Genomic DNA, 26,936 nt, shown 5'->3' with positions numbered 1-26,936 from the left:
CCCGCCCCGGCCGATGGGTCCTACGGGATCTTGTAGCCGGCGTTGTCGGAGAAGTCCTGGTCGATTGCTCGGGCAGCCTTGGCCAGGGCGCTCTTGGGGTCGGCACCGCCGTAGATCGAGTTCAGGGCGTCGCTGAACTTGGCGGTGACGGTGGGATATCCGGCGGTGACCGGGCGGGTGACCGAGACGCAGGACTTGGTGATGTCGCTGTCGCCGCAGGGCTTGGCGAGTTGGTCGGCGAAGAGCTGCAGCGGGCCGCCCTGCTTGTACAGCTCACTCTTGGCGAGCGCGGTCTTGGTGGCGGGCGGGGCGCCGTTGGCCGTCGTCATGGCGGCGATGTTGGTGTCGTTGAGGAGGTAGTCCATGAACGCGCCCGCTGCCTTGGCGTTCTTCGTGTCGGCGCCGATGCCCCAGGCCCAGGAGCCCTGGCCGGTCTTGGGGCCGTTGCCGAAGTCGGGCAGCGGCAGCACGACGAGGTCGCTGCCGAGGGCCTTGCTGTAGGTGGGGTACATCCAGTGGCCGACCCAGCTCAGGGCGACCCGGCCCTTGGCGAACGCGTTGCCGTCGGTGTTGGGGTCGACGTAGGGCTTCCAGGACTGGAACGTCTTCATGGCGGAGACCACGGCCGGGGTGTCGAGGGCCCCTTCCGCCTTACCGTCCTTCAGCAGCGAACCGCCGGCCGACCAGACGATCGGGGCGAAGCCGTAGGTACCCCACTCGTTGGCGTAGCCGCCGGTCTCCTGGAGGTCGAGGGTTTTGCCGTCGGAGTCCTTGACCTTGAGGGCCTTGAGGGCGGCGGTGAACTGGTCCGCCGTCCAGTCGTCGGACAGGTTGGTCGGGTACTTCACCCCTGCCGCGTCCAGGAGCTTCTTGTTGCCGTATATGCCGAGCCCGGAGTCGTACATGCCCAGGCCGTAGTGCTTGCCGTTGATCTCGCCCTGCGCCTTGCTCGCGTCGGTGGCGTTGGCCAGGGTCCTGGCGGAGACGTAGGTGTCGATCGGGGCGAGCTTCTTGTTGTAGACGAAGTTCGCCATGGTCGGGCCGTCGAACTCCATCACGTCCGGCAGCTTGGACGCGTCGGTGGCGGTGATGGTCTTGGTGTAGTCGTTGCCGGGGATCAGCTTCAGGTCGACCTTGATGTTGCTCTGTGAGGAGTTGAAGGACTTCACCGCTTTCTGCAGTGCGGTGTCCTCGCTCTTCTGGCCCTGGTGGGCCCAGACGCTGATGGCGCCCTTGCCGCTGCCCGCCGCGGCGGAGGTGTCACCACCGCTTCCGCCGCCACAGGCGGCCAGGGCGGCGAGGGGAAGGGCGAGGGCCAGGCCCGTACAGGCTGTGCGGCGGTACTTTCTGCTGGTCGAACTCATGGGCTGTGCCTCCGTGCTGTGGCGAGGGTTCGAAGTGCGGGCGTGCTTCGGGGGCGTGGGGGTGTGGGGCTCAAGAGGTGAGGGGTATTACTGCGGTCCGCGTTGGCGGGGCGGAGCGGTGGTCTCCCGCAGGACGAGGCGGATGGGCATCTGCACCTGCTCGGCAGGTGGTTGGGCGTCGGGCTCGTCCAGTTGCCGCAGCAGAAGGCGGGCGGCCTCTGCGCCCTGCTCGGCGACCGGCTGGGCGACGGTGGTCAGGCCGACGACGTCGGCGAGTTCGTGGTCGTCGAAGCCGACGACGGACACGTCCTCCGGAACCTTGAGGCGGTGTCGGCGCAGGGCGCGCAGGGCGCCCATCGCCATCTCGTCGGACTGCGCGAACACCGCCGTCGGCGGCCGGGAGGCGGCCAGCAGCTCGGTCATGGCCCGCTCGCCGCCCTCGACGGTGTAGTCACCGTCCGCCTCCAACGCCGGATCGTGCTCGATCCCCGCGTCGGCCAGGACGTCCAGGTAGGCGTTGCGACGCTCGATAGGGGTGGTCCAGTGCAGCGGCCCGCTGGCCCCGCTGATCATGCCGATGCGGCGGTGGCCGAGGTTGACCAGATGCCGTACGGCGCTCTCCGTGCCGACCCGGTCGTCGATGCCGACGACCGTGAAGCCGGGCCGGGTGCCGCCGACCGTGGTGGCAAGCGGCACCCCGAGTGAGCGCAGTGCGGCCGACTCCTCCTCTTCAGGAATGAGAAGTGACAGCACCGCGTCCACTCGCTTGCGGACCGGCAGTCTGGTGAAGAAACGCTTGCGTGTCTCCGGCGATCCCAGGTTGTACAGCAGCACGTCGTAGCCGGCGGCGCTGAACACCTTCTCGGCAGAGTCCAGCACGGTGCCGAAGAACCAGCGGCCCACATAGGGGACCAGGACGCCGATGGTGTAGGTGCGGCCGCTGGCCAGGCTGGAGGCGGAGCGGGAGGCGGTGTAGCCGAGCCGGTCGGCAACGGCCTTGATCTGGTCCCGTACCTCGTCGGAGACGCCCGGCCGGCCGCGCAGAGCGCGGGACACGGTGGACGCAGAGACGCCGGCGGCGCGGGCGACGTCGTTGATGCTGGCCGTCACGGCGCAGTTCCTCCCGTTGGTTTCACGTCGGTGTGATCTGTGGGTGACGTGACCGTAAACCCACCCACCTTGTTGCGCAAGCGTTTGCGTTCATATCTACTTGGCCTGATTCCAAAGAGAGTTAATTTTTATCGATGGTCAGCGCACGCGTTTGGGCGCTGTGAGCCGACAGGAAGTGCGCATGCGATACGCCCCACCCGGCCTCTGCCTGAACGACTTCGCCCTGCTCCGGGACGAGGACGGCACCTACGCGGTGCTGCACCTGCAGGGGCCCTGGACAGCCGAGTTCGACCACCTGCGGATGGAGACCTCCTACGGCCGGGCCACCTCCACCGACCTGGTCCACTGGCAGCCCCAGGGCGCCGCCTTCGGCAACGGGCTGCCCGGCCGGTTCGACCAGCAGGCCGTGTGGACCATGCACCCCATACGGCACAGCGATGGAATGGCGATGTTCTACACCGGCGTGAGCGGACTGACGCCGGCCGGCTGGCCGCTCCAGACCGTCGGCCTCGCCTACTCCGAGCGCACCGACGGCACCGGCTGGCGCCGCCACGGCACCGCACCGGTCGTCGAAGCCGACCCGCGCTGGTACCGCACCGGCGAACGCATGGGCTGGCGCGACCCCTTCGTCGTACCCGACGACGAGACGGACGGCTGGGTCATGGTCATCTGCGCCAGCGACGCCTCCCTCCCGGTCGAGGTCAGCGGCTGCGTCGCCTGGGCCACCTCAGACGACCTGGAGCACTGGACCGTCCACCCACCGCTCATCTCACCCGGCGACGTCGACGAACTGGAGTGCCCCGTCCTGGAACGCCTCGACGACGGGTCCTGGCTGCTGCTCGGCTCCATCGGCCAGACGCGCGGATTCGAGGCATGGAGCGCCCCGAGCCTGCGGGGCCCCTGGACCCGCCGCGGCCCCCTCGGCCCGACCGGCTCCTACGCCCCCCGCGTCATCCCCGCCCCCGACGGCACCCGCGTCGTCCTGCACACCACGCCCCGCCAGGTCGGCCTCACCGACACCGGCGACCGCTGTCGCGGCATGCTCGCCCAGCCCAAATACCTTGCCGTGCACGGCGATTGCGAGCTCCGCCTGGAATGGTGGCCCGGCCTGGACACCTGGCTCGGCGAAGAGACCGACCGCCCCGCCCTGCACGCAGTCGGCGACATCGGCATATCAGGACCCGTCGAGATCACCCTGCGCACCGACACCCCGGACAGCGCCCGCTCCGCCCTCGCCGTGGGCTGCGACGGCAAGAACCTCTGGGTCACCGGCCCCGACGGGAACCGGCTCGGTGAGACCGTCCTGACGGACCCCGCCGCCACCCTGCGCATCCTCACCATCGGCGAGTACGTCGAGGTCTACGCCGACGGCGTGTTCGCCCTGACCACTTTGTGCTACTCCGGGCACCCCGCACCGTGGACGGCCGTCACCGAAGGACGCGAACGCACCATCCCCGTCCGCCCGATCCGGCTGCCCGACCCCCACCGCGACGACGCCTCGGCCATCTGGCCCGGCCCCTCAACTCCCTGACGGGCGAGAGCCCGCGTCCGCTGACCGACACACCGCACGACCCTGGAAAGGTCCAGCCATGAACGTCACCGCCGACGGTCTCCGCTTCCCCGACGGCTTCCTGTGGGGCGCCTCCACCGCCGCCCACCAGATCGAGGGCAACAACGTCAACAGCGACTGGTGGCAGATGGAACACGGCGGCGGCTCCATCACCGAACCCAGCGGAGACGCCGCCGACAGCTACCACCGGTGGCGCGACGACATGGATCTGCTCGCCCAGCTCGGCTTCACCGACTACGGCTTCAGCATCGAATGGGCCCGGATCGAACCCGCCCCCGGCCACTTCTCCAAGGCCGAGATCGCCCACTACCGGCGCATGGTCGACGGCGCCATCGAACGCGGCCTGCGCCCCATGGTGACCCTGCACCACTTCACCGTCCCGCGCTGGTTCGCCGAACGCGGAGGCTGGACCGCGGAGGGCGCCGCCGAGCTGTTCGAGCGGTACGTGCAGGCCACCGCACCGGTCATCGGCGCCGACGTACGGCACGTGTGCACCATCAACGAGCCCAACATGATCGCGGTCGCCGGCGCCATCCGCGAACTGGGCACCGAAGCACCTCCCACAGCGGGACTCGTGCTGCCCGACAAGGCCACCACCGACGCCCTGGTCCAGACCCACCGCCGCGCCACGGCTGCCGTCAAGGCGATCTCTGCCGACATCCAGGTCGGCTGGTCCATCGCCAACCAGGTCTACCAGGCCCTGCCCGGCGCCGAAGCCGCCGCTGCCGCCTACAGCCACCCCCGCGAAGACGTCTTCATCGAAGCCGCCCGCGATGACGACTGGATCGGCGTCCAGTCCTACACCCGCACCAGGATCACCACCGACGGCCCGATCCCCGCCCCCGCCGACGCCGACCGCACCCTCACCGGCTGGGAGTACTACCCTCAAGCGATCGGGTACGCGCTGCGCCACACCGCCGAGATCGTCGGCGACGTTCCCTTGATCGTCACCGAGAACGGCATCGCCACCGACGACGACACACGTCGCATCGCCTACACCACCGGAGCACTCCAGGAAGTCTCCGCCGCCCTGGAGGACGGCCTCGACGTACGCGGCTACCTCCACTGGAGCGCACTCGACAACTACGAATGGGGCTCCTACAAGCCTACGTTCGGCCTCATCTCCGTTGACCCCGACACCTTCGAACGCACCCCCAAGCCATCCGCCGCCTGGCTCGGCAACCTCGCCCGCACGGGCACACTGCCCCGAGCCACCTACTGAATCCCGCGGCAGAGAACACCTCCGGCTCGACTTGCTTTGCACGCGAGAGCGGACAGCGTTTCGACAGCGGTTCGGGAGGCAAGCAAGGGGCAACGTCGGTGCGAATGTTCACGAATTACGGCAGCACCGGGACTGCCGATCATTTGCAGCAGTCGCACCCGGGACGGCAGCCGCAGGCGTCGGCTCCAGCTGCTGGTATCGGCACAGCTGCGGCCGGTGTCGCGCAACAGCCCTTGCGCTTCCAGGCGTCGCGGCCTCACCTGAGGAGGCCGCGGGCCAGAGACCGGGCTGCCACGTCGTTGAAGGTCATGCTGTCCTGACCTTTGGCGACCGCCCCGTCGGCCTGACCAGCCGCCACCCTGCCGACCGACCAGAGGAGGCCCTGCCTGCCGCAGGGGCGAGGCCAGGGCTATGCCTGCTGCCCAGGAGCCGATGGTGACGCCCACGTTGGACGCTACGACGAATTCGCTCCCCACTTCCCAGCCCCGCCATGGGGGGCTGGTAGCAGCCAGACTCAGCACCTTCCTGGCCACATCGCCCGGAACCCTGAGCTGAGTCGCCATCCGACAACAGCCCTGTTTGCGCTCGCCGGAGCAGGCGTCCATGAGTGTCATCGGGAGACGAACGGCCTGTCGATGACCGTCTCTCTGCGTCCTTCAATCCGCAATCTCCTCGCGATTCCTGCCCCCAATTCCTCGCGCTTACTGTTGCGTGAGGGAGGTTTGCGTAAGGATCACGCCGCTGCGCGGTATCGGAGTCACCTGGCTCCAGTGCCCCGTCTGCCGCCTGAAGTGCCGCCCCGCCGCCGTCGGTCCGGACGGTGCCTGCCCGCGCTGCGGCACTGCTCGCCCGCTGACGTTGTCCCTCGGCGGCCGTCCCGACATGCCCACCCCGGGGACCGACCGCCGCTGACCCACGCACGCCACACCGACCTGAGAGGGGTGCAATGGACGGCTGGGACGTCCAGTCCGGGAGCGGAGTGCGCTTCCATTGGGGACCCACGGGTGCGAGCCGGCTCGCGAACGAGGCGGCCTGTCTTGTCGCCGTCGACGTGCTGTCGTTCACCACAGCGGTGAGCGTCGCCGTCGACAGGGGCATCCGCGTCCTTCCCTTCCCGTGGCCGGGCGGCCCCGCGTCCGAGGCGGAACGGAGCGGCGCCGCGCAGGTCACCGCGGCATACGCGCGTCAGTCGGGTGCCCGGCTGGCCTCCCACCGTCACACCGTCACACCGGAAACGCCCTGGTAGCTGTCGCCCGCCCACCTGCGCGCCGCCCCCTTCGTGGCCCGGCCGGTGCTGCCGTCACCGAACGGCGCCGCGATCGCGGCCGCCGCGCCGCCCGGGGTGCGGGTGGTCGCCGCCTGCCTGCGCAACATCACCGCGGTCGGCACCTGGCTCACCTGTCACGGCTACGGCACCCCCGAACATCCCGTCGTCGTGATCGCCGCCGGCGAGTTGTGGCCGGACGGCAGCCTGCGCCCCGCGCTGGAGGACCTGCTCGGTGCCGGAGCCCACAGCGGAAGCCGGTCGCACTCTGCAGGCGGATACGCACGACCGTGTCGTGCGGACCGTGCTCCCAGCCGGGCAGGGTGCGCTGGTAGTGGACGGCCTCGTCCGGGTCGGTGATCACGTCGGCGGGGCCGGTCGCGGTAACCGTCCAGCCGGTGTCGGTCGCGGCGCCCACGTCGTCCACCGGGTACGCCGCTGACAAGGGCAGCGCCGCAGGCGGGGTCGGGGTGCGGACGATCAGGCGGCCGAACTCCCCCACGTGCCGCGCGGGACGTGCAGCGGCCTGCTCCCGCTGCACGTACACCAGTCGCCCCAGAGGGCTGCCTTCCAGCAGCCACACAGCCTCCGCGCCGGAGTCCTCGGTCATGGGCAGTACGGCGGGACGGGTACTCATCGGGTTGCTTCCTCGCTGGCGGCGGAGGTCGGCTGGGCCGGGACGCCCGACAGGACACCGGACACCTCCAGGTGATCACCCGCATCCCGGATCGCCTCGGGTGTGGAGGCGTACTCCCGCCCCTCGTGCCGCAGCAGATCCAGAGCGCCGACGGAGTCCAGGACCTGAACCTGGCTGGGGCGTATCCCGGAGGCGAGGACGAGGATGCGCGGCGGTTCTGGACGCCTGCGACCACCGGTTCGACACCGGCCCCCGCCCCAACCTTCTGCGGCGTCTGTGCTCAGCCTTCCGCGTGGGCCAGCCACAGGTCGGGGCCGAAGACCTCGTAACGGATGCGGCGGGCGGGGATGCCGGCCTGCAGCAGCTGGGCCCGCACGGTGCGCATGAACGGCAGGGAGCCGCACAGGTAGACGTCGGCGTCGGCGGGCAGGTCCAGTCCGTCGAGGTCCATCAGACCGGTGCGGGCGCCGGGTTCGGCGGCGGCGTCCTGTTCGTACCAGAACTCGGCCCGGGCGCCGGGCAGTCGGCCGACGAGGCGGCGGGTGTCCGCGCGCAGGGCGTGGTCGGCCGGGGAGCGGTCGGCGTGCAGCACCGTGACCGGGCGGGCGGCTCCGGTCGCCGCGAGGTGTTCGAGCATGCCGACCATCGGGGTGCAGCCAATGCCGGCCGAAACCAGCAGCAGCGGGCTGTCTGCGTCGTCGAGGACCACGTCGCCGAACGGGGCGGACAGGGTGAGTTCGTCGCCGGCCCGGACGGTGCGGTGCAGCTGGTTGGACACCTCGCCCTCGGGGGCGTCGGCCACGCTCGCGACCCGTTTGACGGTGATACGGCGCAGCTGGTCGCCGGGGGCGCCGGAGAGGCTGTACTGGCGCAACTGGTGTATGCCGTCAGGCATCTTCACACGGACGCTGACGTACTGGCCGGCCCTGCCGGAGAGGATCGGGCCGTCGTCGGCCGGGCGCAGCAGGAAGGACACCGCGTCAGGGGTCTCCTCCCGCCGCTCGACGACCGTCCACTGCCGCCACGGATTACGGGGATCGACCTGCGCCTCGTGGTACAGGCGGGCTTCCCGGGCGATGAGCGCGCCGGCCATCAGCCAGTACACCTCGTCCCAGGCGGCGGCGACCTCTGGCGTGACCGCCTCGCCGAGCACGTCGGCAATGGCTCCGAACAGGTACTTATGAACGATCGTGTACTGGTTCTCGGTGACACCAAGTGCGGCGTGCTTGTGGGCGATCCGCGACAGCAGCGCGTCCGGGCGGGCGTCGGGGTCGGCGAGCAGTGCCTGCGCGAAGCCTGCGATGGACCCGGCCAGAGCACGGCGCTGTTGTCCGCTGGCCTGGTTGCCGCGGTTGAACAGACCGTCCAGCAACTCGGGTTGCTCGGCGAACATCGTGCCGTAGAACCGCGCCGCGATCTCGTCCAGGGCTCCGCCGACGGCGGGCAGGGTGGCACGGACGACGGCGGCCGACTCGGGCGAAAGCATGGGTCTCCTCAGCAGATGGGGTGGACAAGCGGATTGGCGCTCACCATCGTGGCTTGAACCATGTACGGGGGCCGAGGGCCGAATGGCCTTCTCTTTGAGGCCGATTGGCTCATGTGGACGCGGCCGCCCCCACCAACGGACCGTCGGCGGCAACAGTGCCCCTGGCCACCTCTCGGTCCGAACCGGCCACGGAGTCGCGCCTGGTTTCCGTGCGGGTCGCCAGCGACCGGATGCGCCAAACACCTCAAGGACAACCGACTGCAACGTGGAGCCGATTCGCCCCTCATTTCGTCCTCGCGCCCTGTGCCGGAAGTGCGCGAAAGACCCCTGTCGCAAACGCCATCGTCCACCCGCAAAGATGAAACGGTCCCACGTCTGCACCGTGCCGCTGAGCGAACACTCACGGACGCGAGCGATCGCAGGGCCCAGTCAGACGGAAGCGGTCTTGCGGCTACACGATGTCGAGAACATCAGTGACCGCGCGGCGGCGGGTGGCCGGACCCCGCGGGCCGTAGCCGAGACGCAGCACCATCTGCACCTGCCCCGTGCCCGATCCCGGGTCGCGGACCAGCAGGCGCAGCTCAGGGGTCTCAGCGCGTGGGAGGTCAAGGATGTGGCCAGGTCGGCCAGGGTTGCCTCCAGGAGCACCCGTTCCAAGGCCTGACCGGCGCGCAGCCAGTCGGCGGGTCCGTCGCCGGGAGCGCTCAGCAGGGCCAGGTGCGGGGCGTACTCGAACGTGGTGGTGCCACGGTCGGCCACCGGTCGGCGCCCGGCGAAGTCCCGTACCGGAGCCTTGCCGTCCCGCTTGCGCGGCCCGAAGGCGTACTCGGGGACACTGTCGACGGCTGTGTCCGCCTCCGGGCCGAGCCGGGTCCAGCGGACGAGGTCCTCGCGGGCGCCGGAGTCCATGACATCGCGGCTCTCGGCGTCGCGGACCAGGTCGAGCACCGTCTCGGCATGCAAGGGGCCGGGGAAGAGCAGGGCGGCCGACTCGCGTGCCGCGCATCTTGCAGTGTGGTCCGGATGTCCTCGGGGATGTCCTTCTCCGCGAAGGGGTGGCGGCTGGTGTGTCGCTGCCGGATCACCGCATGCAGCCGGGCCGACTCGTCGTCCGGCGCGCGCCCGGCCTGCCCGGTCAGCTGGACGGCGGCGAGCAGCAGCGGGTCCTGCGGCTCGGGCAGCAGCCGGACATCCGGGGTGAGGTCCGCGTGCGCGGCGGAGACGCGTTTCAGGCTCTGGCCCCGGAACCGACGCCCACGGGCCCCGCGCGAACGCGGCCTCGATCTTGCCGGTGCCCACCACACCGGCCGTCCGGCCGTGCAGGTCACGGCCCATCAGCCCGTCGAGCCGGAAGTCGAACTCCCGGGTGCGGTGCGCGGCACGAACGATCCGCCGGTCGACGGCGAGCGCCAGCGCCCAAGCGAACTCGGCGACCGACGAGGGCGAGTAGGACGACACCCGGGCCACCGTCAGGTCGAGTTCCTCGGCCTCCGTCAGGTCGATGTTGTTGTAGCCGGTGGCGCGTTGGGCGATCATCTTCGTGCCGTCCGTGGCCAGGGCGCGCAGGACCTCGGCGTCGAGGGTGTCGTTGACCCTGTGAGCACGATCTTGTGCCCGGCCGCGGTGGGGGCGGTGTCCCGGTTGGGGAAAAGTCCCAGACAGCGCAGTTCATGCGGCCCGCGAACTCACGTTTGAAATGCGCCGTGCTTCTCTGCACTAAGTCAAATGGGTGTGGCTCCTTTGGAGGGGCGAGCGTACCCAGGTGCGTTCCGCTCTGCCCTGGGCCCGGCGGTCAGCGGTAGTAGGGCTCGACCGCGGCCCGTACCTCGTCGAGCAGCGCGGGGCCGTCCTGCGGCACGGGCGTTCGGCTGCTGCCCGGCCTGATGTCCAGGAGCTGTTCGTTGGACAGGGCGAACACCACTCGTCGCAGTCCTGCCCATTGGATGACGGCATTGCACATCCCGCACGGCTGGCAGCTGGTGTACATGGTGGTGCCTGCCGCCGTCTGCGCGTCGAGTTCTCTTGCGGCCCACCTCGCCAATTTGAGTTCCGGGTGTGCGGTGACGTCGTTGTCGGTGAGGGTGGTGTTGTGCTCCTCGGCCAGGATCGTCCCGTCCGGTCCTGCCAACAGAGATCCAAAGGGCGGGTTGCCGCTCGTGCGTGCCTTGGCCGCGAGAGAGATGGCCTGTCGGAGGAGGGTGTGGTCGTCGGGTGTGGTCATGACTGCTCCCTCGTGGTGCGGGGTGGGGTGTTGGGCTGGAGAAGGTGCGCGGCCACGGTGGCGAGGGCTTGCCAGGCCGCCTGCGGGTGACATGTCGCGTGGGGGTCGCCCTGGTAGGTGTCGAGGACGACGGACTTGGCGCCCAGCAGCCGCAGTTGGTCGAGGTCGTCCATGATCTGGTCGATGGTGCCCTCACCGGCGAGCCGTCCCGCTCCGTCGACCGGTTCCTTGGTGAGTCGCAGGGCGATGCGGGGAGCCAGGGCGGGCACGGGCAAGTGTTGCTCGTCCGCGTACGTCTGCAGCCTGCCTGCGGCTTCGCGCAGCCACGGCATGGTGGGGTGCAGCGGATGCCATGCGTCTCCGAGTCGTACGGCCCGGCGCAGCCCCGCGTCGCTGTTGCCGCCGACCCACACCGGGATCCGGCGGTCTCCGTATGAGGCGGTGTCCTTCCAGGCGGCCCGGATGTCCCGCAGGTGGCTGTCGGTCAGCTGTCCGCGCTGTGAGAACGGGATGTCGAGGGCGGTGAACTCCTGCCGCGCCCAGCCCACTCCCACGCCGAGGATCAGCCGGCCGCCGCTCAGCTCATTCAGATTGGCCGCCATTCGGGCGGTGAGCAGCGGATGCCGGTAGGGAGCGATGAGGACTGTCGTGCCGAGCTGGATACGGGTGGTGAGGCCGGCCAGCCAGGACAAGGTGGTGAAGGGCTCGTAGAAGGGGGCCGGGTAGCGCTCGGCGACATCCGGCGTAATGGCTATGTGGTCCGAGATCATCAGTAGGTCGAAGCCCAGGCCCTCCACGGTCTGGGCCCAGCTTCGCAACACTCCGGGGTCGGTGCCCGGGCCGAAATTGGGGACGTTCACTCCGATCTTCATAGGGCCCAACCCTAGGCAGGGCGTACGGGTCGCCAGAAGGGATTCCCGCCTGTTCAGAGGCGGTTCGGCCGTGGATCCGCCGGTAGAATGGGCGTATGACCGAGAGTCTCGACGTGACGGACTGGGCGATCCTGGCAGAAGTCCAACAGGACGGCCGGATCCCGTTCACCGAGCTGGCGCGGCGGGTGAACCTGAGCGCGTCGGCGACCAAGGAGCGGGTGCGTCGGCTCGAGGAGGCCGGGGTGATCACTGGGTACCGGGCGGAGGTGAACCCGGAGCGGACCGGTTACCCGGTGATGGCGGTGGTCCGGCTCAAGTACCCGGGGCCGGGAACCCGGCACCAGCCGCTGCGCCGGCTGCTGGAGGAGCGCTCGGAGATCCTGGAGTGCCTTCGCACCACCGGAGACGACTGCTACGTCATGAAGGTGGTGGCCCCGTCGATGGCCCACCTGGAGGAGATCGTTGACGAGCTGGCCGAGTTCGGGAGCACCACCACCAACCTCGTCCTCAGCCGGACGCTCCCGTTGCGTGGTCCGGGGGTGCTTCGGGTGAACACCGTCAGGTAGGCGCTGACGTTGCGCGGACGCCACTCCATCGCCGGGGCCCGGCCTGGCGTCCAGCAGCGGCGACCATCAACTGCCCGTCATCCGCTGTCACATGGAGATGGGGCCGAGGTCGGCGGCGGTCTGGGCCAGTGTGTGGAGGGTGGGGCTGTCGTCGGTGGATCGCCACGTGAGGGCGTAGTGGATGGTGGGGGCGTCGTGAACGGGGAGGAAGACGATGCCGGGGGGACTGTTGTAGCGGGCGGCGATCTCGCCCAGCGGGGTGGACGCACTGTCCGGAGGCGACCAGGGAGAGAACCTCGTGGAAAGTACGCGCGGCGGGCCCGCGCGGGATACGGCGGCCGAGCGGCGTACGCGTGGGGACCATGGCCGCGATCCAGTACTCGGGGGCGGCGGGGCCGAAGTCGACGACATGGTTGTCGCCGAGGTCTTCCAGGGACGCGGTGCCGCGCTCGGCCAGCGGATGGTCTGCCGCCACGGCGAGCACGCGGCCTCCGGCCAGCGCGGTCGGGCCGACCGTGAGGTCCGGTTCGGCCACCGGAAGCCAGAGCACGTGCGCGTCGTGCTCTCCGGTGCGCAGCGCGGTGAACGGGTCGCTGCCGTTGATCTCGCCGAACTGGACATCGCTGCCGGGGTGGCGGGAGCGGAAGGCCTCGATGAGGGGCGCAGTTCGTGGCCGGCATGGCCGAACACACCCAGGCGCAGAGTCTGCCTCGTCCCCGAGCCGGCCGCTTCGGCGCGGGCGAGCCCTTCCCGGAGAAGGTCGACGGCTTGCTGGAGGTCCTCGCGCAGACGCCGGCCGACCGGGGTCAGGGCGACGCGCCGGCTGGTGCGGTCGAACAGGACGACGCCGAGGCGCCGTTCCTGCTTGGCGATGCCTGACTGACGCGGGCCTGGGACACATGAAGCCGCTCCGCGGTGCGTCCGAAGTGCAGCTCCTCGGCCAAGGTCAGGAAGATCTCGATGTCACGCAGCTCCATGCATAACCCCCACCCATGCATAACCGCCACATTATGAATAGCCCAAGGAACCTTACATTGTTCCGCTGTTCGCCCGCGCCGATGCTGGATCCATCACCAGCGGACAGGCGGCACCCGCCTGACGCACACATGGATGGGGAGGGAAACCGATGGGCGACATGCGGGCCATCGCCGATCGCGTCGAGATAGAGGCGCTGCGAGCCGAGCTCACGGACGCGGTGATGATGCGTGACTTCGAACGCGCCGTCTCGCTGTTCACGCCCGAGGGCGCCATGCGCTGGCCGCACATCGACAAGGAGTTCGTCGGCCGCGAGGAGATCCGCGCGGGGATCGAGTGGGGCCAGTCGCTCTGGGAGTTCTTCGTGCAGAACGTCCACCCGGGCGTCATCCGGCTGGACGGCGACACTGCGACGCATCTACGAGGTCCGGTACCTGGACTCCACCCCGGTCCGCGGCTCGGCGCCGCAGCGCCTCGGCCTCAGCTGATCCGTCCCGCACGCCGTCACGGTGTGCGAAGTCGGCATCTTGCGCGCCAAGTCGACATCTTGCGTGCGCGGATTCCTGAAACGCGAATTCCTATACAGCGGAGGAAACAAACCATGGCTGAGAACACTGAAGTCGTCGTGATCGGCGGCGGATACGCCGGGGTCATGGCGGCCAACCGGCTGACACAGCGCGACGACGTGACCGTGACGCTGATCAACGCCCGCCCGGACTTCGTCGAGCGGATCCGACTGCACCAGCCGGCGGGCGGAACGCACAAGGCCGTCAACGACTACCGGAAGGTCCTGGGGGAGCGCGTCCGACTGGTGGTCGACACCGTGACCCGGATCGACGCGACGAGGCGCCGGGTGGAGCTGGCGAGCGGCGACACGGCAGCTAACGACTACCTGATCTACGCGGTGGGCAGCGGCAGCGCCGATCCGGGCGTACCCGGAGCCGCCGAGTTCGCCCACCCGATCGCCACGTTCGAGGAGGCGCGGCGCCTGCGGTCGGTCCTCGACGCCGCTCCCGCCACGGCCCCTGTGACGGTGGTCGGAGCCGGTCCGACCGGCATCGAGACCGCCGCCGAACTGGCGGAGGCGGGCCGCACCGTGACCCTGGTCTGCGGCGGGCTGCTCGGCCCCTACCTGCACCCGAACGGCCGCCGCTCGCTCGCCAAGCGGCTGGCCGGCCTCGGGGTGACGGTGTCCTGTCGAGCGAGGTCACCATCCGGACCGCCGGGTTCGGCGTGCCGGACCTGGCCGCCCGCAGTGGGCTCAGCACCGACGCTCTGGGCCGCCTGCTCACCGACGAGACCCTGACGAGCATCGACGACGAGCGGATCGTCGCCGCCGGTGACTCGGCGGCACCGTCGGACATGCCGTTCCGGATGAGCTGCCAGGCCGCCGGCCCGCTGGGCGCACACGCCGCCGACACGGTGCTCAGCCGCATCACGGGCAAGCGGCCCGCACCGATCGACCTGGGGTTCGCCGGCCAGTGCATCAGCCTGGGGCGCCGTGCGGGCATGTTCCAGTTCGCCCACAAGGACGACACCGCCAGGCGGCTCCACCTCGGCGGCCGGACAGGCGCGAAGGTGAAGGAGTTCGTGTGCAAGCACACCATCAAGCAGCTGGTGGACGAGGCACGCAAGCCCGGCTCCCACACCTGGGCCAAGGGCGAACAGGGCCGCCGACTGCTGCGGGCCCAGCGTCGCGAGACGGCGGCCACCGCCGAGCAGTCCGCCTGAACCGCGCACCGGCAGCCGACGTGGGTCCCGGCACTCGACGGTGTTCTTTGTGCGGCGCGACGCAAGTTCAATAGCGACGAAGCTGTTGTAGTAGGCGGGTGTTCCTTGCTGAAGAGAGTGACGTCGTAGCCAACTCCGTTGGCTGGTAGGTGTATCGGCTACGACCTGGAGTGTGCCCGGCACTTCGGCGCTCGACTGATATGCGCCGGTGGTCAGCCGGTGAAGGACTCGGGGCCGAAACGGCCCCATGCGATGAAGGCGGCAAGGGCGAGGTAGATCAGGTCGCGGGCGATCGTGGCCTTCTCGCCACGGCGCAGACGCATGGTGACCGCGCAGGCGAACAGCAGAACGAGTCCGGTGGCGGCCAGCGGCACCAGCACCGGCGCGATGTCGAGCACCGCGGGCAGAATCAGGCCGACCGCAGCCAGCAGCTCGACGGAGCCGATGGCCTTGAGAGTCCCGGGCCTGAACTCCAGGACCCACTGCGCAGAGGAGCCCATCGCGGCCAGCTTCTCCTGCGGCACGAACATCTTGGAGCTGCCCACCAGGCAGACGGCGGCGAGCACCCCAGCGATGATCCACAGCGTGACGTTCATCATCAACTCCCTGATCGAGGACTTCCGTACCCGCGACGAGGCAGCGACTCGGCCTGTCACATCCCGAGTCCGGTCAGCGGAGAGACGTGGGTCACACCGCGTCGTGTCACAGGCGTGAGGGCCCGCCTCGTCTCAGGGGTGAAGGCATCGACGAACGTGGAGGAGCACACGATGGACGCGCGATTGAACTACTTCGCCAGCCCGACCGCCCGCAAGGCGCTCAAGTACTTCATGTCGGTCGGCCGGGAGCTGAAGGAATCGCCGCTGCCGGCTACGACGCAGGAGTTGGTAGCGCTGCGCGTGAGCCAGATCAACGGCTGCGCGGCCTGCATCGACATGCACACCAAGGAAGCCGCCGCGGCCGGCGAGAGCCCGGTGCGGCTGAACTTGATCGCGGCTTGGCGGGAAGCAACGGTCTTCACCGAGGCTGAACGCGCCGCGCTCGCATTGGCGGAGCAGGGGACCCGGGTCGCGGACGCGGCCACCGGGGTCAGCGACGAGGTGTGGGCGCATGCCGCCCAGCACTATGACGAGGAGCAGCTCACGGCCCTCGTGCTGCTGGTCTCGTTCATGAACACGGTGAACCGGCTGAACATCATCACCCAGCAGCCGGCCGGTGATTACCAGGTCGGCCAGTTCCACTGAACCGCCACCGCACCCCTGGCCCGGGTCAGGCCTGCCGGGGCCGGAACGCCATGCTCAAGGCCATCAGGTCGTCCGCGGGCGCGGGCGTTGTCCGCTCCGCTCACACATCGGATGACCTTCGAAAGATGCCTCGCCGGCACGGGTCCGGCCGGGCACACAGACCGCAAAGGGGGGAGTCGGCGTGGGCAAGGTCGAGGAGTTCGAGGAGCTGCGGCCGCTGCTGTTCTCGATCGCGTACCGGATCCTGGGCAGCGTGGGCGAAGCGGAGGACGCGGTGCAGGAGACCTGGCTCCGCTACGACGCCTCGAGAACCCGGCCCGTGTCGGCCAAGGCGTTCTTGTCAGCCACGGTGACCCGGATCGCGATCGACGTGCTGCGCTCCGCCCGGGTGCGGCGGGAGAAGTACGTCGGACCGTGGTTGCCCGAGCCGCTGCTGGATGATCCGTACGAGGACCCGGCCCGCGCGGCGGAGCTGGCCGACTCGGTGTCGATGGCGGCGCTGCTGCTCCTGGAGCGGCTCAGTCCGCTGGAGCGGTCGGTGTTCGTGCTGCGGGAGGTCTTCGCCTTCGGCTTCGCCGAGATCGCCGCCGCGGTGGGGCGCTCGGAGGCCGCGTGCCGACAGCTGCTCGTACGGGCACGCCGCCACATGCACGAGGGACGGCCCCGGTTCGAAGCGGACCGCCAGGAGCGGCAGGAGCTGGCGAGGCGGTTCTTCGAGGCACTGACGCAGGGAGACGTGGACGGACTGCAGAATCTGCTGTCCGCCGACGTCCAGCTCATCGGGGACGGCGGTGGCAAGGCACCGCAGCTGGCCAGGGCCGTCACCGGCGCCGAGAACGTGGCCAGGCTGCTCGCGACCGTCTACCCGCTCATGGCCCGGATCGACATCACGTTCGAACCGCACGAGGTCAACGGCCAGCCTGGCGCGCTCTTCCGCGACCGCGACGGCAAAATCCTCCACATCCTCGCCCTCGACACACTCGACGGGCAGATCCAGACGATCCGCGCGGTCATCAACCCCGACAAGCTCAGCCACCTCGGCCCGGTCGCTGACGCCTGGGCCGTCGACCAGGAAGTGAAGCAGACCCGTAAAACCCAGTGATCTCCCGACCAGCCTGACAGGGCAGGACCGGAGGTTTCAGTGCCGCATGCCGATGATCCTGGCGCACGGCTCGTCCGTGACGTCTTCCCGCGATATGAACCGCGCTCATCCAGCGCGCAAGATCGATTATCGACACACCCATTGGGGGTTCAGTCATGATCCTGATTACCGGGGCCACTGGCGTCGTCGGCCGGGAAACCGTCCGCCTCCTGGTCGAGGGGGGACCGAAAGTCGCCGCTGTCACCCGCGACCCGCACGCCGAATTCCCCGCGGGGACACAGCTCGTCCACCCCGCGAAGGTTCCCACCCTCGACGGCGTGGAGGCCATCCTGCTCAGCCCGCGTGCCGCCGGTCCCACCGCTGTCGACCTGTTGGCCCGCGCCCGCGAGACGGGCGCGGCAAGAGTGGTCGTACTGTCCGCCGTGACCGTGCAGTACCCGGCCGGGCACGCACGCTTCCGGAAGCAGTTCCACGCGGTCGAGGACATCGCCCGGGAGAGCGGCCTGGACTGGACGATCCTGCGCTGCGCCGATTTCGCCGCCAACACGCTGGCCTGGGCCGGGCAGATCCGGGCGACCGGGACCGTGCGGGGGGCATACCCGCACGCGAGGACCTCGACCGTCGACGAGCGTGACATCGCCGCGGTGGCCGCCCTCGCCCTGACCCACCCGCAGCACCGCGGTCAGACGTACCTGCTCACCGGAGAGCAGTCGCTGAGCCAGCCGGAGAAGGTCGCGGCGCTCGGCACGGCGCTCGACCGGACACTGTCGTTCGTCGAGGCCGCACCGGACGAGATCCGCCGCGGCATGCTCGCCGCCGGCCTGCCCGACGAGATACCCGACCGGCTGCTCGGCTCGCTGGCCGACTACGCCCGCGAAGCCGGGCCCACCACCGACACCGTGCGGCGGCTGCTGGGCCGCCCGGCACGTACGTACGCCACCTGGGCGCAAGACCACCGTGCCGCCTTCACCGCAGGAGGACCCCGATGAAACTCACAATCGTGGCCGCCACCGGCGGTATCGGACGGCACCTGGTCGAGCAGGCGGTGGCCGGCGGGCATGACGTCACCGCCGTGGCCCGCCGCCCACGTGAGCTGCCGAGCGTTGTCCGGACGGTCGCCGTCGACCTCACCCGACCCGACATGCGGACGCTCGCCGCGGCGGTACGCGACGCCGACGCCGTGCTGTCCGCGCTCGGCCCGCGAAACCCGCGGGCGGACGCGGGCATCACCTCCCGTGGTTCCCGCGCGATCGTCGCGGCGATGCAGGCCGAGCACGTCCGGCGGATCATCATCGTCAGCGCTGCACCCGTCGGACCGGTGCCGCTGCCGGGTCGGCCGACGCCACCCAGGCACGATCCCGGCGACGGCTTCTTCATGCGCCACCTGGGAGTCCCGTTGACCCGGGCCATGTTCGGCCGGCACTACGCCGACCTCGCCGTCACCGAGCAGATCCTGCGCGACAGCGGACTGCAATGGACGGTGTCGCGCCCGCCCAAACTCACCGACAAGCCCCTGACCGGCATGTACCGGACCGCGTGGAACCGCAACATCCGGGGCGGGTTCTCCGTGCCACGCGCCGACGTCGCCCACCACATGCTCGCCATGGTGAACCAGCCGGACACCATCGAGCAGGTCGTAGGAATCGCGAACTGACCCATAACCAGCCACGCACACGACCCGGGCTGCGACAGAGGAAACAAGCGACGACCCGCGACGGCCACCAACAAAGTCAAGAAGACGCCTCGGCCGTCCCGCCCGCCCCTTCGCCGCCCGGGTCACCCATCACGAAAGAGCGTGATCATGACGAAGTGCGCCCGTTTCGTCAGCCTCGTATGCGCGGGACTGTTCGCCGGATTCCTCACGTCAGTCCTCGTCCTGGAACTCTCGCTGCGCGGCTTCGACAGCACCGTCTACACCCAGGTCCGGCTGGTCGAACTCGACTCCCTCGACAAACTCGCCGTCGCCACACTCCTGCCGGCGCTGATCACCACAGCGGTACTGGCTTACCAGACCTACCGAACAGACACCCGATGGCCGACCGTGGCCGCACTCGCCCTCCTGGTCCTCGTTCTCGGCCTCACGCTCACCGTCAACCTGCCCATCAACTCCGATCAACTCCACTGGAACGCCCAGTCCCCGCCCTCCGACTGGACCAACGTACGGGACCGCTGGCAGATCGCCCACGCCGTCCGGACGGTAGCCGCGGTCCTCGCCTTCGCGGCCCTCGCCCTTGCAACGTCGCTGCCTCGTACACGTCGTTCAAGCCCGCCGAACACCTCGGCGCGGACAATCCGCCGAGCACCGCGCCGGTGACGGAGCCTGCGGCCATGATCGTGGTGAAGCGGATGTTGGCGCCGAGGACGGAGAAGCTGCCGTCGCGGCTGTAGCGGGCGAGTGCGACCAGCATGGTCGGCAGGGAGACCAGCAGGGAGAGGCTTCCGGCGGTCTTGATGTCTTCTCCGAACAGCAGCACGATCGTCGGGATCAGCAGCTCGCCTCCGACGACGCCCATGATCGCGGCGACCACCCCGATGCCGAATACGGCCGCGACGCCGCATGGGACCTGGGCCCATCGCGGGAGCGCGAGCGTGTCCAGGGTAGTGGTGTGGGTGACGACCAGGGCGGCGGCCATGAGCACCATCAGAGCGGCCAGGACCTTGTATGAGGGTGGAGGACCGCATGCGGACCGCCCAGCTTGCTCCGGCCCAGGCTCCGAGCAGGCTGCCGGCCAGCAGGTTGACCGCGACTGGCCAGCGTGCGGCGACCTCGGCGGCCGGGACCGCCGCGAGTCGGGCGGGCAGGGCGACCAGGACCACGACCAGGCTCATCGCTTTGATCAGGATGACGGCCGAGAGTGCCGGGGAAGAACTGCTCCGGCCCCATCCCTTCGCGCCAGACCCCAGGGCCGTCGGTGCCCGAAGCGTCCGGCGGCTCTCAGCCGACGGTCAGGTCAGAGCGCACGAGGGTCCCCGACCACCCGTGGACGATCTCGTACGCGGCGTCGAGGGCGCCGATGGCAGCCAGACCGCCTGTGCGTTCGACGAACCGGGCGGCGGCCTCCGTCTTGGGGCCCATCGAGTCCTCGGGGAAGCCGCCCCGCCGCAGATCGTCGGGGGTGACGTCGAGGACGGACTGCTGGTGCTGGGTGCCGTAGTCGGCGTAGACGTTCGGCACGTCGGTGAGGATGAGCAGGAAGTCGGCCTTGAGTTCCTCGGCGAGCAGGGCGGCCGTGAGGTCCTTGTCGACGACCGCCTCGGCGCCGGTCAGTGCGCCGGTGTCGTGGTCGGCGGTGACGGGTACTCCCCCGCCGCCGGCACAGATGACCAGCACGCCGCAGGTGAGCAGGTCATGGATGGTCTCGGTCTCCACGATCCCCTCCGGCGCAGGTGAGGCGACGACCTGGCGCCACCCGGTGGCGTCCTTGGCGATGTGCCAGCCGCGCCTTCGCGCGAGGGAGCGGGCGACGTCCCCGGGATACACGGGGCCGACGCGCTTGGTGGGCCGCGCGAACGCCGGATCGTCGCCCCGTACCAGGGTGTGGGTGACGAGTGCGGCGATCTTGCGGCCGGGAAGCGTGTCGTGCAGGGCACGGACCAGCAGCGAGCCGATCAGACCCTCGGTCTGGGCGCCGAGCAGGTCGAGCGGGAAGGAGGCGGTCAGGACCGGGTCGGCCGCGCTCTCCATGGCGAGCAGGCCGATCTGCGGCTCGTTGCCATGCGTGATGACGATCTCGTGTTCCAGGGCGAGGGCGGCGACGGCGGTGGCCACCCGGTCGACGTTCGTCTGCTGCACGGCTGCGTCGGGGCGATCACCCCGGCGCAGCAGGGCATTGCCGCCGAGGGCGATGACGATGCGCACGGTTCAGTCCTCCAGTGTGACGACCAGCACGGTCTTCATGGTGTGCAACCCGTTCTCCGCATGATCGGAGAGCCGTTCCCGGTCCGGGCGGGTGCGGTGGTCGGGCGGCGCCGATCGGAGCACCGTGGGAACCGGTTCAGGCGTGCGGTACGACGGCGACGGGGCAGCCGACATGGTGCAGCGCCGCGTGCGTCACGGGCCCGATGTGTGTGCCGAGGTGACCGTCCCGGATGCGGCGCCCCACCACGACGAGGGAAGCACCGGACGACGCGCGCACCAGTGCGGTGGCCGCCCTGCCTTCGGAGACGGTCTCGGTCACGGAGATCTCGGGGAACTTCTCGCACCACGGACGCAGCGTCGCGACGACGGCGCGTTCCTGTGCCGCCAGCAGCGCCGGCCCGGCCCCCGTGACCGCGTGCAGGTCGGCGCCGTCGGCCGACGGAACGCTGAAGGCGTGGATCACGTGCAGTGCGGCGCCGTAGCGCCCGGCGACCTCGAAGGCGAACTCGATCAGCTCGTCGCAGGGGCGCCGGGTGTCCAGCCCCAGGACGACATCGCGGTAGGGGGTCCCGGGAATCTCGTCCGGCGAGACACCGTCGCACACCGGAAGGTGTTCGTCGGCGGCGGCCTCGCCCGCCCGGACGAGCACCACGGGGCGCACCGACCTGGCCACGACCCGCTGGGACACGGATCCGACCAGGAACCCCGCGACACCGTCGAGTCCGCGGGAGCCCAGCACCAGCAATTCCACCTCCTCGGGCGCAGTGAGCAGGGCGTCGACCGCGGAGCCGGACACCAACTGCTCGACGATCCGCAGTCCTGGGTGTGCGGCCCGGACGCTGCCGGCCGCTCCGTCCAGGGTCTGCTGGGCCCACTCGCGCTCGCTCGTGCCCATGGGTACGGAGGCGGCCGGGCGGGGATGCCAGGCCCATGCGTGCACCAGCCTCAACGCGGCTCCGCGACGCAGGGCTTCCCGGGCCGCCCAGTGTGCGGCCGCGAGACTCTCGGTGGAACCGTCGACTCCTGCGGTGACGTGCTGAAGCATGCTGCCTGCCTCCTCCGTTTGAGCCTGTGTGCTCCTCTGGATCGAGCGTTGTCCAGGAACGGCCTTGTGCGCAGGGGCCGTACAGGCCCTTCACGGACCCTTTCGGCCCCACTCCGGCCCGGCAAAGGACTCGCCCCCGGGCCGGCATCCACTTTCCCGAGGGGGCCCGGACGTCCAGCACTGCGCCCCCACGGTTTCCGGCGCGAGAGCTGCGCTCCGCACCTCTGCGACTCAGTGCCGAACCAGGCTCCGGACGGGTCGGCGGGACGCCTCGGTCATCCGTGTGGCCGTCCGCCGGCGCCGGATGTGGCACCGCTGTGCCCTGAGCGCCAGCGCGTCGAGCGCGGCGCTGAGCACGAAGGTGACCGCCATGGAGATCACCAGGAGGACGGCGAACAGCCTCCAGAACTCCGGGGTCAGTGACGTACCCACAATGAGCACCCCCTTCCAACAGCTTGTCTCTCGTCTTCATCGAACCACCCGGCCCGTTCCCCCGCCCAGAGGCCCAAGGACTCTCAACGGGGTACCGGACGGCGCGGCGATGGGGCCGGGCGGCCCATGGCCCAGGAGCAGGCACAGGCACACGCTGGACATGGCAGGTTCGTACGCCCTGACTGGAGGCACGTCATGAACGCTCCCGCCATGGCCGGCATGTTGCAGGCACTGCCGGCCGAGCACCGTCATCGGTTGATGCGCTTCGCCCGGGAGGTGTCGTTCCCGCAGGGCACCCGCCTGTTCGAGGAAGGCGGCACGGCGGATCGGTTCTGGATCATCCGTACCGGCACCGTCGCCCTGGACATGCACGTCCCCGGCCGCCGCGCGGCCGTCATCGAGACCCTCGACCACAACCAACTCCTCGGCTGGTCCTGGCTGTTCGCCCCGCACAGCTGGCATCTGGGCGCCGAGGCGACCAGCCCGGTGCGCGCCTACGAGTTCGACGCCACCGCAGTCCGCTCGATGTGCCGGGACGACCCCGCGCTCGGCGCGAGCGTCGCCCAGTGGGTGGGGGACGTCCTCGCCCACCGCCTGCGCTCGTCCCGCACCCGGCTGCTGGATCTGTACGCCCCCTACGGCAGCGGCAGCCTCCTGTGACCTCACCGAGTCGAAGTGACAGCGCCGAGGGAGGCGTCATGCACGGCACCCCGCACATCGTCAGCGACGTGATGACCCAGACCGTCGCCGCCATCGGCCGGGGCGCCTCCTTCAAGGAGATCGTGCGAATGATGCACGACTGGAAGGTCAGCGCCCTGCCCGTCCTGGAGGGCGAGGGCCGCGTCGTCGGGGTGGTGTCCGAGGCCGACCTGCTGCCCAAGGAGGAGTTCCGCGACAGCGACCCCGACCGGTACACCCAGCTGCGCCGCCTGTCCGACCTCGCGAAGGCCGGCGCGGTGACCGCAGGAGAGCTGATGACCTCGCCGGCCCTCACTGTCCACGCGAACGCGACGCTCGCCCAGGCCGCACGGACCATGGCGCACGCGAAGGTCAAGAGGCTGCCCGTCGTCGACGACCTGGGCATGCTGCAGGGCATCGTCAGCCGCGCCGACCTGCTGAAGGTCTTCCTCCGCGAGGACGAGGACATCGCGGAGGAGGTCCGTCGCGAGGTGGTGTCCTACCTCTTCCCCACTCCGGCGTCAGCCGCACGCGTCTCGGTACGGGACGGTGTCGTGACGCTCAGCGGTATCCGGGACGCGTCCCTGGTGCCCGTGGCAGCACGGTTGATCCGGGCGGTCGAGGGGGTCGTGGACGTGGAGTTCGACGTCTCCGCGCACGGCCGCTCCTAACGTTCCCTCGCGGGGCGGTTCACGACGGTGAGGCGTCCTCGCTGTGACTCGACGGGACAGGGGCCGACTCAGACTGTGTGCCACCGGGCTGTCCTGGCGGCGCGCGGGGTCGACCACGGCTCGGTGCACAACGCCCTGCGGCAACCGCCGGAGCTCCCCTTCGAGTTCAGCTGACTCTCCTACGCCGGAGTTAGGGCTCCAGGCCGTTCCGCCCGTACGCGCCCGCAGGCATGCGCGTTCCCCAGCCTTCAGAGGGTGCGTTCAGTCGTGCGCGACGACAGCGACGGGAGCGGTGGCCCGGTGCGGTACCGCGTGCGTGACGGATCCGATGTGGACGCCGATCGGGCCGCGGCGGATCCCGTGCGCTTGCGTCTCGGCCCGCAGGAGCGGGGCCTGCGCCACGGGCTAGGGACGGGTTCCCAGACATGCGCCAGCCGCAGTGGCAGTCCGCGCAGTTCCGCCTCGCGGGCCGCCCGCTCGGCGTCACCGTGGCCCTCGGGCGAGCCGTCGAGGCCCACGGTGACGCTGGCGGACATGTTGTGCACCTCCAGGTCGGGGTTGTGACTCCAGGGTGGCGACGAGGAGAGACCGGGTGCAGAGACCGCAGGTCCCCGGTCGGAGGCCGACAGGCCCCGTCGGGCGATGGTGTCCGCGCCATCGCAGGGCCCGGAGAACACCTACGGGAGCAGGAATCCGGTCTGCAGAAGCAGCGGCACCCGCGGACCGTGCGGCATCTCGCGGCCACCCCGGGTCCCGGAGGATCATGAGATCCTTCTGCCCGAGGAGGATCATGTTCCAGAGCTCGGTCGGCAGTGCTCGCATGTGGCGCCGTCTCACGCCCGGGCTCGGTGCGTTGCTCGGCTATCGGCGCTCGTGGCTGAAGGGCGACGTCCTGGCCGGAGTGACGGTGGCCGCGTATCTCGTGCCCCAGGTGATGGCATACGCGGGCGTAGCCGGCCTGCCGCCGGTCGCGGGACTGTGGGCGATCCTCCCCGCGCTCGCCCTGTACGCCCTGCTGGGCTCCTCCCGCCTTCTGTCAGTCGGCCCCGAGTCGACGACCGCGCTGATGACGGCGACAGTGGTGGGTCCGTTCGCCGCAGGAGATCCGGCGCGCTACGCGACGCTGGCGGCCACGCTCGCGATCGCGGTCGGCCTGCTGTGCGTGGTGGCATGGGCGGCGCGGCTCGGCTTCGTCGCTGATCTGCTGTCCCGACCGGTGCTGATCGGCTATCTGGCCGGCGTCGCGCTGATCATGATCGTGGACCAGCTCCCCAAACTCACCGGTGTCCGGACGACAGGCTCAGCCTTCTTCCCTCAACTGTGGTCCTTTGCAGGGAACTTGCCGCGGCTCCACCTGGCCACTGCCTTGTTCGCCGTCGCGGCACTCGGGGTCCTCTTCACGGTGGCCCACTTCTTCCGCGCCTTCCCCGGTCCCCTGCTCGCCGTGGTGTTCGGCACCGCGGCCGTGTCCGCGTTCGACCTCGACGGCCAATACGGCATCAAGGTGATCGGCGACGTCCCCTCGGGGCTGCCCACCGTGGCGGTGCCGGACATGACCGAGTTGCCGCACCTGGTGCTCCCCGCCTTGGGCGTCCTCTTGGTCGGCTACACGGATTTCATCCTCACCGCCCGGGCCTTCACCCAGCGCGACGACGGGGGCTCCGGGCTTGACCCCAACCAGGAGTTCCTCGCACTGGGCGCCGCCAACCTCGGCGCGGGCACGCTGCACGGCTTCCCGGTCAGCGGCAGCGCCAGCCGTACCGCGCTGGCCTTCTCAGCCGGCGGTCGCAGCCAGGCGTACTCGCTGGTGGCCGGCGCGGCCGTCCTGTCGGTCCTGCTCTTCCTGAGCCCCTTGCTCTCCCGCACACCAACGGCAGTCCTCGGCGCGCTCGTCGTCTACGCGGCGGTCCGCATGATCGACCTGGCGGGCTTCCGACGGCTGGCGTCCTTCCGCCGCCGGGAACTCCTCCTGGCGCTCGGCTGCCTGGCAGGGGTTCTCGCCCTCGACATCCTGTACGGCGTGCTGGTCGCCGTCGGTCTGTCCGTGGCCGAACTGCTCACCCGGGTGGCCCGCCCGCACGACGCCGTCGAGGGCCTGGTGCCCGGCGTGGCCGGCATGCACGACATCGACGACTACCCGCAGGCCCGCACCATCCCCGGCCTGCTCGTCTACCGCTACGACTCCCCTCTCTTCTTCGCCAACGCCGAGAACTTCCGCCACCGGGCCCTGGCCGCCGTCGACGAACAGAAGGAACCGGTCCGCTGGTTCGTCCTCAACACCGAGGCCAATGTGGAGGTCGACATCACCGCCCTGGACGCCGTCGACGAACTCCGCCGCGAGCTCGCGCACCGCGGCATCGTCTTCGCCCTCGCCCGCGTCAAGCAGGACCTGCTGGACGACCTGACGGCGTACGGCCTGACAGACAGCGTCGGCAGCGAGCGGATCTTCCCCACGCTGCCGACGGCCGTGACCGCATACAGGACGTGGAGCGGCGGAGCTCCTCCAGTTGCGCGGAAGCCGCCTCCGCCCGCGCAGTAATGTCGGTCCAGGTGAGCCCGTGATTCTGCCTGGCAATGGTCACCGGGGCATCATCGCTGGCGGCACTGACGTTGATGCTGATACGCAGGTTCACCCCGGTCAGTGTTCCCAGACGTCGGGTCCGCCGCCGCGCCATTCGATGAGCCCAGATCGGGCGACGTCCATCTCGTCCCAGTCCTGCAAGCCGGCCTCTTGGAGGAAGGCGGCGATGTCGAGGAGCCCGTAGGCGATGCCGACGAAGTGGTCGCCTACGCGGACACGCCGACCTCCGTCTTCGGTGGGCGGGTAAACGACGACGGGCTGATCAGACGCCATAGGGCCAGCGTGCCGTCGGCGCGGGTGGGGTGCGCT

27 protein-coding genes and 7 pseudogenes are annotated in these 26,936 nt (G+C 70.1%); 15 read left to right on the top strand and 19 right to left on the bottom strand.

All coding sequences use genetic code 11. The annotated features are described in order from the left end of the window. Positions 1-20: 20 nt before the first annotated feature. Positions 21-1,364, bottom strand: coding sequence for an ABC transporter substrate-binding protein (locus QF027_RS47035; protein ID WP_307081735.1), 1,344 nt, complete (start codon positions 1,362-1,364; stop codon positions 21-23). 87 nt (positions 1,365-1,451) lie between these two features. Further along, entirely contained in the window at positions 1,452-2,474 is a 1,023-nt protein-coding gene (locus QF027_RS47030; RefSeq protein ID WP_306972727.1) for a LacI family DNA-binding transcriptional regulator, read from the bottom strand. 181 nt (positions 2,475-2,655) lie between these two features. On the opposite strand from QF027_RS47030, the gene QF027_RS47025 reads away from it, so the two are divergent. Continuing rightward, positions 2,656-4,005: a mucin-1 gene (locus QF027_RS47025; RefSeq protein WP_306972728.1), complete on the top strand. Its 1,350-nt coding sequence runs from the start codon at positions 2,656-2,658 to the stop codon at positions 4,003-4,005. Between the two features lie 58 nt (positions 4,006-4,063). After that, complete coding sequence (locus QF027_RS47020; protein ID WP_307081732.1) at positions 4,064-5,266, top strand: glycoside hydrolase family 1 protein; 1,203 nt, start codon at positions 4,064-4,066, stop codon at positions 5,264-5,266. Positions 5,267-5,405: 139 nt separating this feature from the next. Here the strand turns inward: QF027_RS47020 and QF027_RS49905 are convergent. Then, positions 5,406-5,522: pseudogene (locus QF027_RS49905) on the bottom strand (cation transporter); the annotation flags it as partial. A 690-nt stretch (positions 5,523-6,212) separates the two neighbouring features. Here QF027_RS49905 and QF027_RS47015 point away from each other — a divergent pair. Continuing rightward, positions 6,213-6,512 carry a hypothetical protein gene (locus tag QF027_RS47015; protein WP_307081729.1) on the top strand — a complete coding sequence of 100 codons (300 nt, stop codon included), beginning with the start codon at positions 6,213-6,215 and terminating at the stop codon, positions 6,510-6,512. Here QF027_RS47015 and QF027_RS47010 read toward each other — a convergent pair. The 7 genes and pseudogenes from QF027_RS47010 to QF027_RS46975 all read right to left on the bottom strand — a co-directional run bounded on the left by QF027_RS47010 (position 6,482) and on the right by QF027_RS46975 (position 11,746). Continuing rightward, positions 6,482-6,664 carry a hypothetical protein gene (locus QF027_RS47010; RefSeq protein ID WP_307081726.1) on the bottom strand — a complete coding sequence of 61 codons (183 nt, stop codon included), beginning with the start codon at positions 6,662-6,664 and terminating at the stop codon, positions 6,482-6,484. The genes QF027_RS47015 and QF027_RS47010 overlap by 31 nt on opposite strands. After that, positions 6,661-7,167 (bottom strand): pyridoxamine 5'-phosphate oxidase family protein, encoded by a 507-nt coding sequence (locus tag QF027_RS47005; protein ID WP_307081724.1) that lies wholly within the window; start codon positions 7,165-7,167, stop codon positions 6,661-6,663. Before QF027_RS47005 ends, QF027_RS47010 begins: the two co-directional genes overlap by 4 nt. Then, a pseudogene (locus QF027_RS47000) lies at positions 7,164-7,373 on the bottom strand (sodium-independent anion transporter); the annotation flags it as partial. The gene QF027_RS47005 and the pseudogene QF027_RS47000, both read right to left, overlap by 4 nt. Positions 7,374-7,447: 74 nt before the next feature. Next, positions 7,448-8,653, bottom strand: coding sequence for a globin domain-containing protein (locus tag QF027_RS46995; protein WP_307081722.1), 1,206 nt, complete (start codon positions 8,651-8,653; stop codon positions 7,448-7,450). 429 nt (positions 8,654-9,082) lie between these two features. Beyond that, positions 9,083-10,332 (bottom strand): annotated as a pseudogene (locus QF027_RS50070) (hypothetical protein); the annotation flags it as partial. A gap of 113 nt (positions 10,333-10,445) precedes the next feature. Beyond that, a complete protein-coding gene (locus tag QF027_RS46980) occupies positions 10,446-10,874 on the bottom strand; it encodes a nucleoside deaminase (RefSeq protein WP_306972732.1) in 429 nt (142 codons plus the stop codon). Beyond that, on the bottom strand, positions 10,871-11,746 hold the full coding sequence (locus tag QF027_RS46975) for a TIGR03619 family F420-dependent LLM class oxidoreductase (protein ID WP_307081720.1): 876 nt from the start codon (positions 11,744-11,746) through the stop codon (positions 10,871-10,873). The genes QF027_RS46980 and QF027_RS46975 overlap by 4 nt, the downstream gene beginning before the upstream one ends. A gap of 95 nt (positions 11,747-11,841) precedes the next feature. Between QF027_RS46975 and QF027_RS46970 the strand changes: the two genes are divergently transcribed. Beyond that, complete coding sequence (locus QF027_RS46970) at positions 11,842-12,312, top strand: Lrp/AsnC family transcriptional regulator (RefSeq protein ID WP_306972734.1); 471 nt, start codon at positions 11,842-11,844, stop codon at positions 12,310-12,312. On the opposite strand, the gene QF027_RS49900 is transcribed toward QF027_RS46970, so the two are convergent. Beyond that, positions 12,305-12,967 carry a LysR substrate-binding domain-containing protein gene (locus tag QF027_RS49900; RefSeq protein WP_373431998.1) on the bottom strand — a complete coding sequence of 221 codons (663 nt, stop codon included), beginning with the start codon at positions 12,965-12,967 and terminating at the stop codon, positions 12,305-12,307. The two genes, QF027_RS46970 and QF027_RS49900, sit on opposite strands and share 8 nt — an antisense overlap. 14 nt (positions 12,968-12,981) lie before the next feature. Between QF027_RS49900 and QF027_RS46960 the strand changes: the two genes are divergently transcribed. Further along, a complete protein-coding gene (locus QF027_RS46960; RefSeq protein WP_307082802.1) occupies positions 12,982-13,191 on the top strand; it encodes a hypothetical protein in 210 nt (69 codons plus the stop codon). Here the strand turns inward: QF027_RS46960 and QF027_RS46955 are convergent. Beyond that, positions 13,119-13,289, bottom strand: a complete 171-nt coding sequence (locus QF027_RS46955) for a LysR family transcriptional regulator (protein ID WP_307081717.1) — start codon at positions 13,287-13,289, stop codon at positions 13,119-13,121. The genes QF027_RS46960 and QF027_RS46955 overlap by 73 nt on opposite strands. Before the next feature lie 149 nt (positions 13,290-13,438). Between QF027_RS46955 and QF027_RS49895 the strand changes: the two are divergent. Both QF027_RS49895 and QF027_RS46950 read left to right on the top strand, forming a co-directional pair. Further along, positions 13,439-13,642 (top strand): annotated as a pseudogene (locus QF027_RS49895) (nuclear transport factor 2 family protein); the annotation flags it as partial. A gap of 246 nt (positions 13,643-13,888) precedes the next feature. Beyond that, positions 13,889-15,018 (top strand): annotated as a pseudogene (locus QF027_RS46950) (NAD(P)/FAD-dependent oxidoreductase). 212 nt (positions 15,019-15,230) lie between these two features. On the opposite strand, the gene QF027_RS46945 reads toward QF027_RS46950, so the two are convergent. Then, complete coding sequence (locus QF027_RS46945; RefSeq protein WP_307081716.1) at positions 15,231-15,614, bottom strand: DoxX family protein; 384 nt, start codon at positions 15,612-15,614, stop codon at positions 15,231-15,233. Positions 15,615-15,785: 171 nt separating this feature from the next. On the opposite strand from QF027_RS46945, the gene QF027_RS46940 reads away from it, so the two are divergent. The 5 genes from QF027_RS46940 to QF027_RS46920 all read left to right on the top strand — a co-directional run bounded on the left by QF027_RS46940 (position 15,786) and on the right by QF027_RS46920 (position 19,675). Then, a complete protein-coding gene (locus QF027_RS46940; protein ID WP_307081714.1) occupies positions 15,786-16,259 on the top strand; it encodes a carboxymuconolactone decarboxylase family protein in 474 nt (157 codons plus the stop codon). A 181-nt stretch (positions 16,260-16,440) separates the two neighbouring features. Continuing rightward, complete coding sequence (locus tag QF027_RS46935) at positions 16,441-17,361, top strand: RNA polymerase sigma-70 factor (RefSeq protein ID WP_306972739.1); 921 nt, start codon at positions 16,441-16,443, stop codon at positions 17,359-17,361. Between the two features lie 155 nt (positions 17,362-17,516). Next, positions 17,517-18,350 carry an NAD(P)H-binding protein gene (locus tag QF027_RS46930; RefSeq protein WP_307081712.1) on the top strand — a complete coding sequence of 278 codons (834 nt, stop codon included), beginning with the start codon at positions 17,517-17,519 and terminating at the stop codon, positions 18,348-18,350. Continuing rightward, positions 18,347-19,015, top strand: a complete 669-nt coding sequence (locus QF027_RS46925) for an NAD(P)-dependent oxidoreductase (protein ID WP_306972741.1) — start codon at positions 18,347-18,349, stop codon at positions 19,013-19,015. Before QF027_RS46930 ends, QF027_RS46925 begins: the two co-directional genes overlap by 4 nt. 147 nt (positions 19,016-19,162) lie before the next feature. Beyond that, entirely contained in the window at positions 19,163-19,675 is a 513-nt protein-coding gene (locus QF027_RS46920) for an anthrone oxygenase family protein (protein ID WP_306972742.1), read from the top strand. A 16-nt stretch (positions 19,676-19,691) separates the two neighbouring features. Here QF027_RS46920 and QF027_RS46915 read toward each other — a convergent pair. The 4 genes and pseudogenes from QF027_RS46915 to QF027_RS46900 form a co-directional block, all read right to left on the bottom strand. Then, positions 19,692-19,994, bottom strand: a pseudogene (locus QF027_RS46915) (TSUP family transporter); the annotation flags it as partial. A 302-nt stretch (positions 19,995-20,296) separates the two neighbouring features. Continuing rightward, positions 20,297-21,220 (bottom strand): carbamate kinase, encoded by a 924-nt coding sequence (locus QF027_RS46910; protein ID WP_306972743.1) that lies wholly within the window; start codon positions 21,218-21,220, stop codon positions 20,297-20,299. 136 nt (positions 21,221-21,356) lie between these two features. Then, positions 21,357-22,265 (bottom strand): universal stress protein, encoded by a 909-nt coding sequence (locus tag QF027_RS46905; RefSeq protein WP_307081710.1) that lies wholly within the window; start codon positions 22,263-22,265, stop codon positions 21,357-21,359. A gap of 231 nt (positions 22,266-22,496) precedes the next feature. Continuing rightward, positions 22,497-22,697, bottom strand: coding sequence for a hypothetical protein (locus QF027_RS46900; protein WP_306972745.1), 201 nt, complete (start codon positions 22,695-22,697; stop codon positions 22,497-22,499). A 195-nt stretch (positions 22,698-22,892) separates the two neighbouring features. Here QF027_RS46900 and QF027_RS46895 point away from each other — a divergent pair, with 195 nt between their 5' ends. After that, positions 22,893-23,357 (top strand): Crp/Fnr family transcriptional regulator, encoded by a 465-nt coding sequence (locus tag QF027_RS46895; RefSeq protein WP_306972746.1) that lies wholly within the window; start codon positions 22,893-22,895, stop codon positions 23,355-23,357. 38 nt (positions 23,358-23,395) lie between these two features. After that, entirely contained in the window at positions 23,396-24,046 is a 651-nt protein-coding gene (locus QF027_RS46890; RefSeq protein ID WP_307081708.1) for a CBS domain-containing protein, read from the top strand. Positions 24,047-24,388: 342 nt separating this feature from the next. Here QF027_RS46890 and QF027_RS46885 read toward each other — a convergent pair. Then, a pseudogene (locus tag QF027_RS46885) lies at positions 24,389-24,582 on the bottom strand (universal stress protein); the annotation flags it as partial. A gap of 254 nt (positions 24,583-24,836) precedes the next feature. Between QF027_RS46885 and QF027_RS46880 the strand changes: the two are divergent. Continuing rightward, positions 24,837-26,585, top strand: a complete 1,749-nt coding sequence (locus QF027_RS46880) for a SulP family inorganic anion transporter (RefSeq protein ID WP_306972748.1) — start codon at positions 24,837-24,839, stop codon at positions 26,583-26,585. Positions 26,586-26,684: 99 nt separating this feature from the next. On the opposite strand, the gene QF027_RS46875 is transcribed toward QF027_RS46880, so the two are convergent. After that, on the bottom strand, positions 26,685-26,900 hold the full coding sequence (locus QF027_RS46875) for a hypothetical protein (protein ID WP_306972749.1): 216 nt from the start codon (positions 26,898-26,900) through the stop codon (positions 26,685-26,687). Positions 26,901-26,936: the final 36 nt, after the last annotated feature.

Source organism: Streptomyces canus (assembly GCF_030816965.1).
GTDB classification, from domain to species: domain Bacteria; phylum Actinomycetota; class Actinomycetes; order Streptomycetales; family Streptomycetaceae; genus Streptomyces; species Streptomyces canus_E.
The sequence above is the reverse complement of the archived record's forward strand: the minus strand, read 5'-3'. Positions and strand labels throughout refer to the sequence as shown.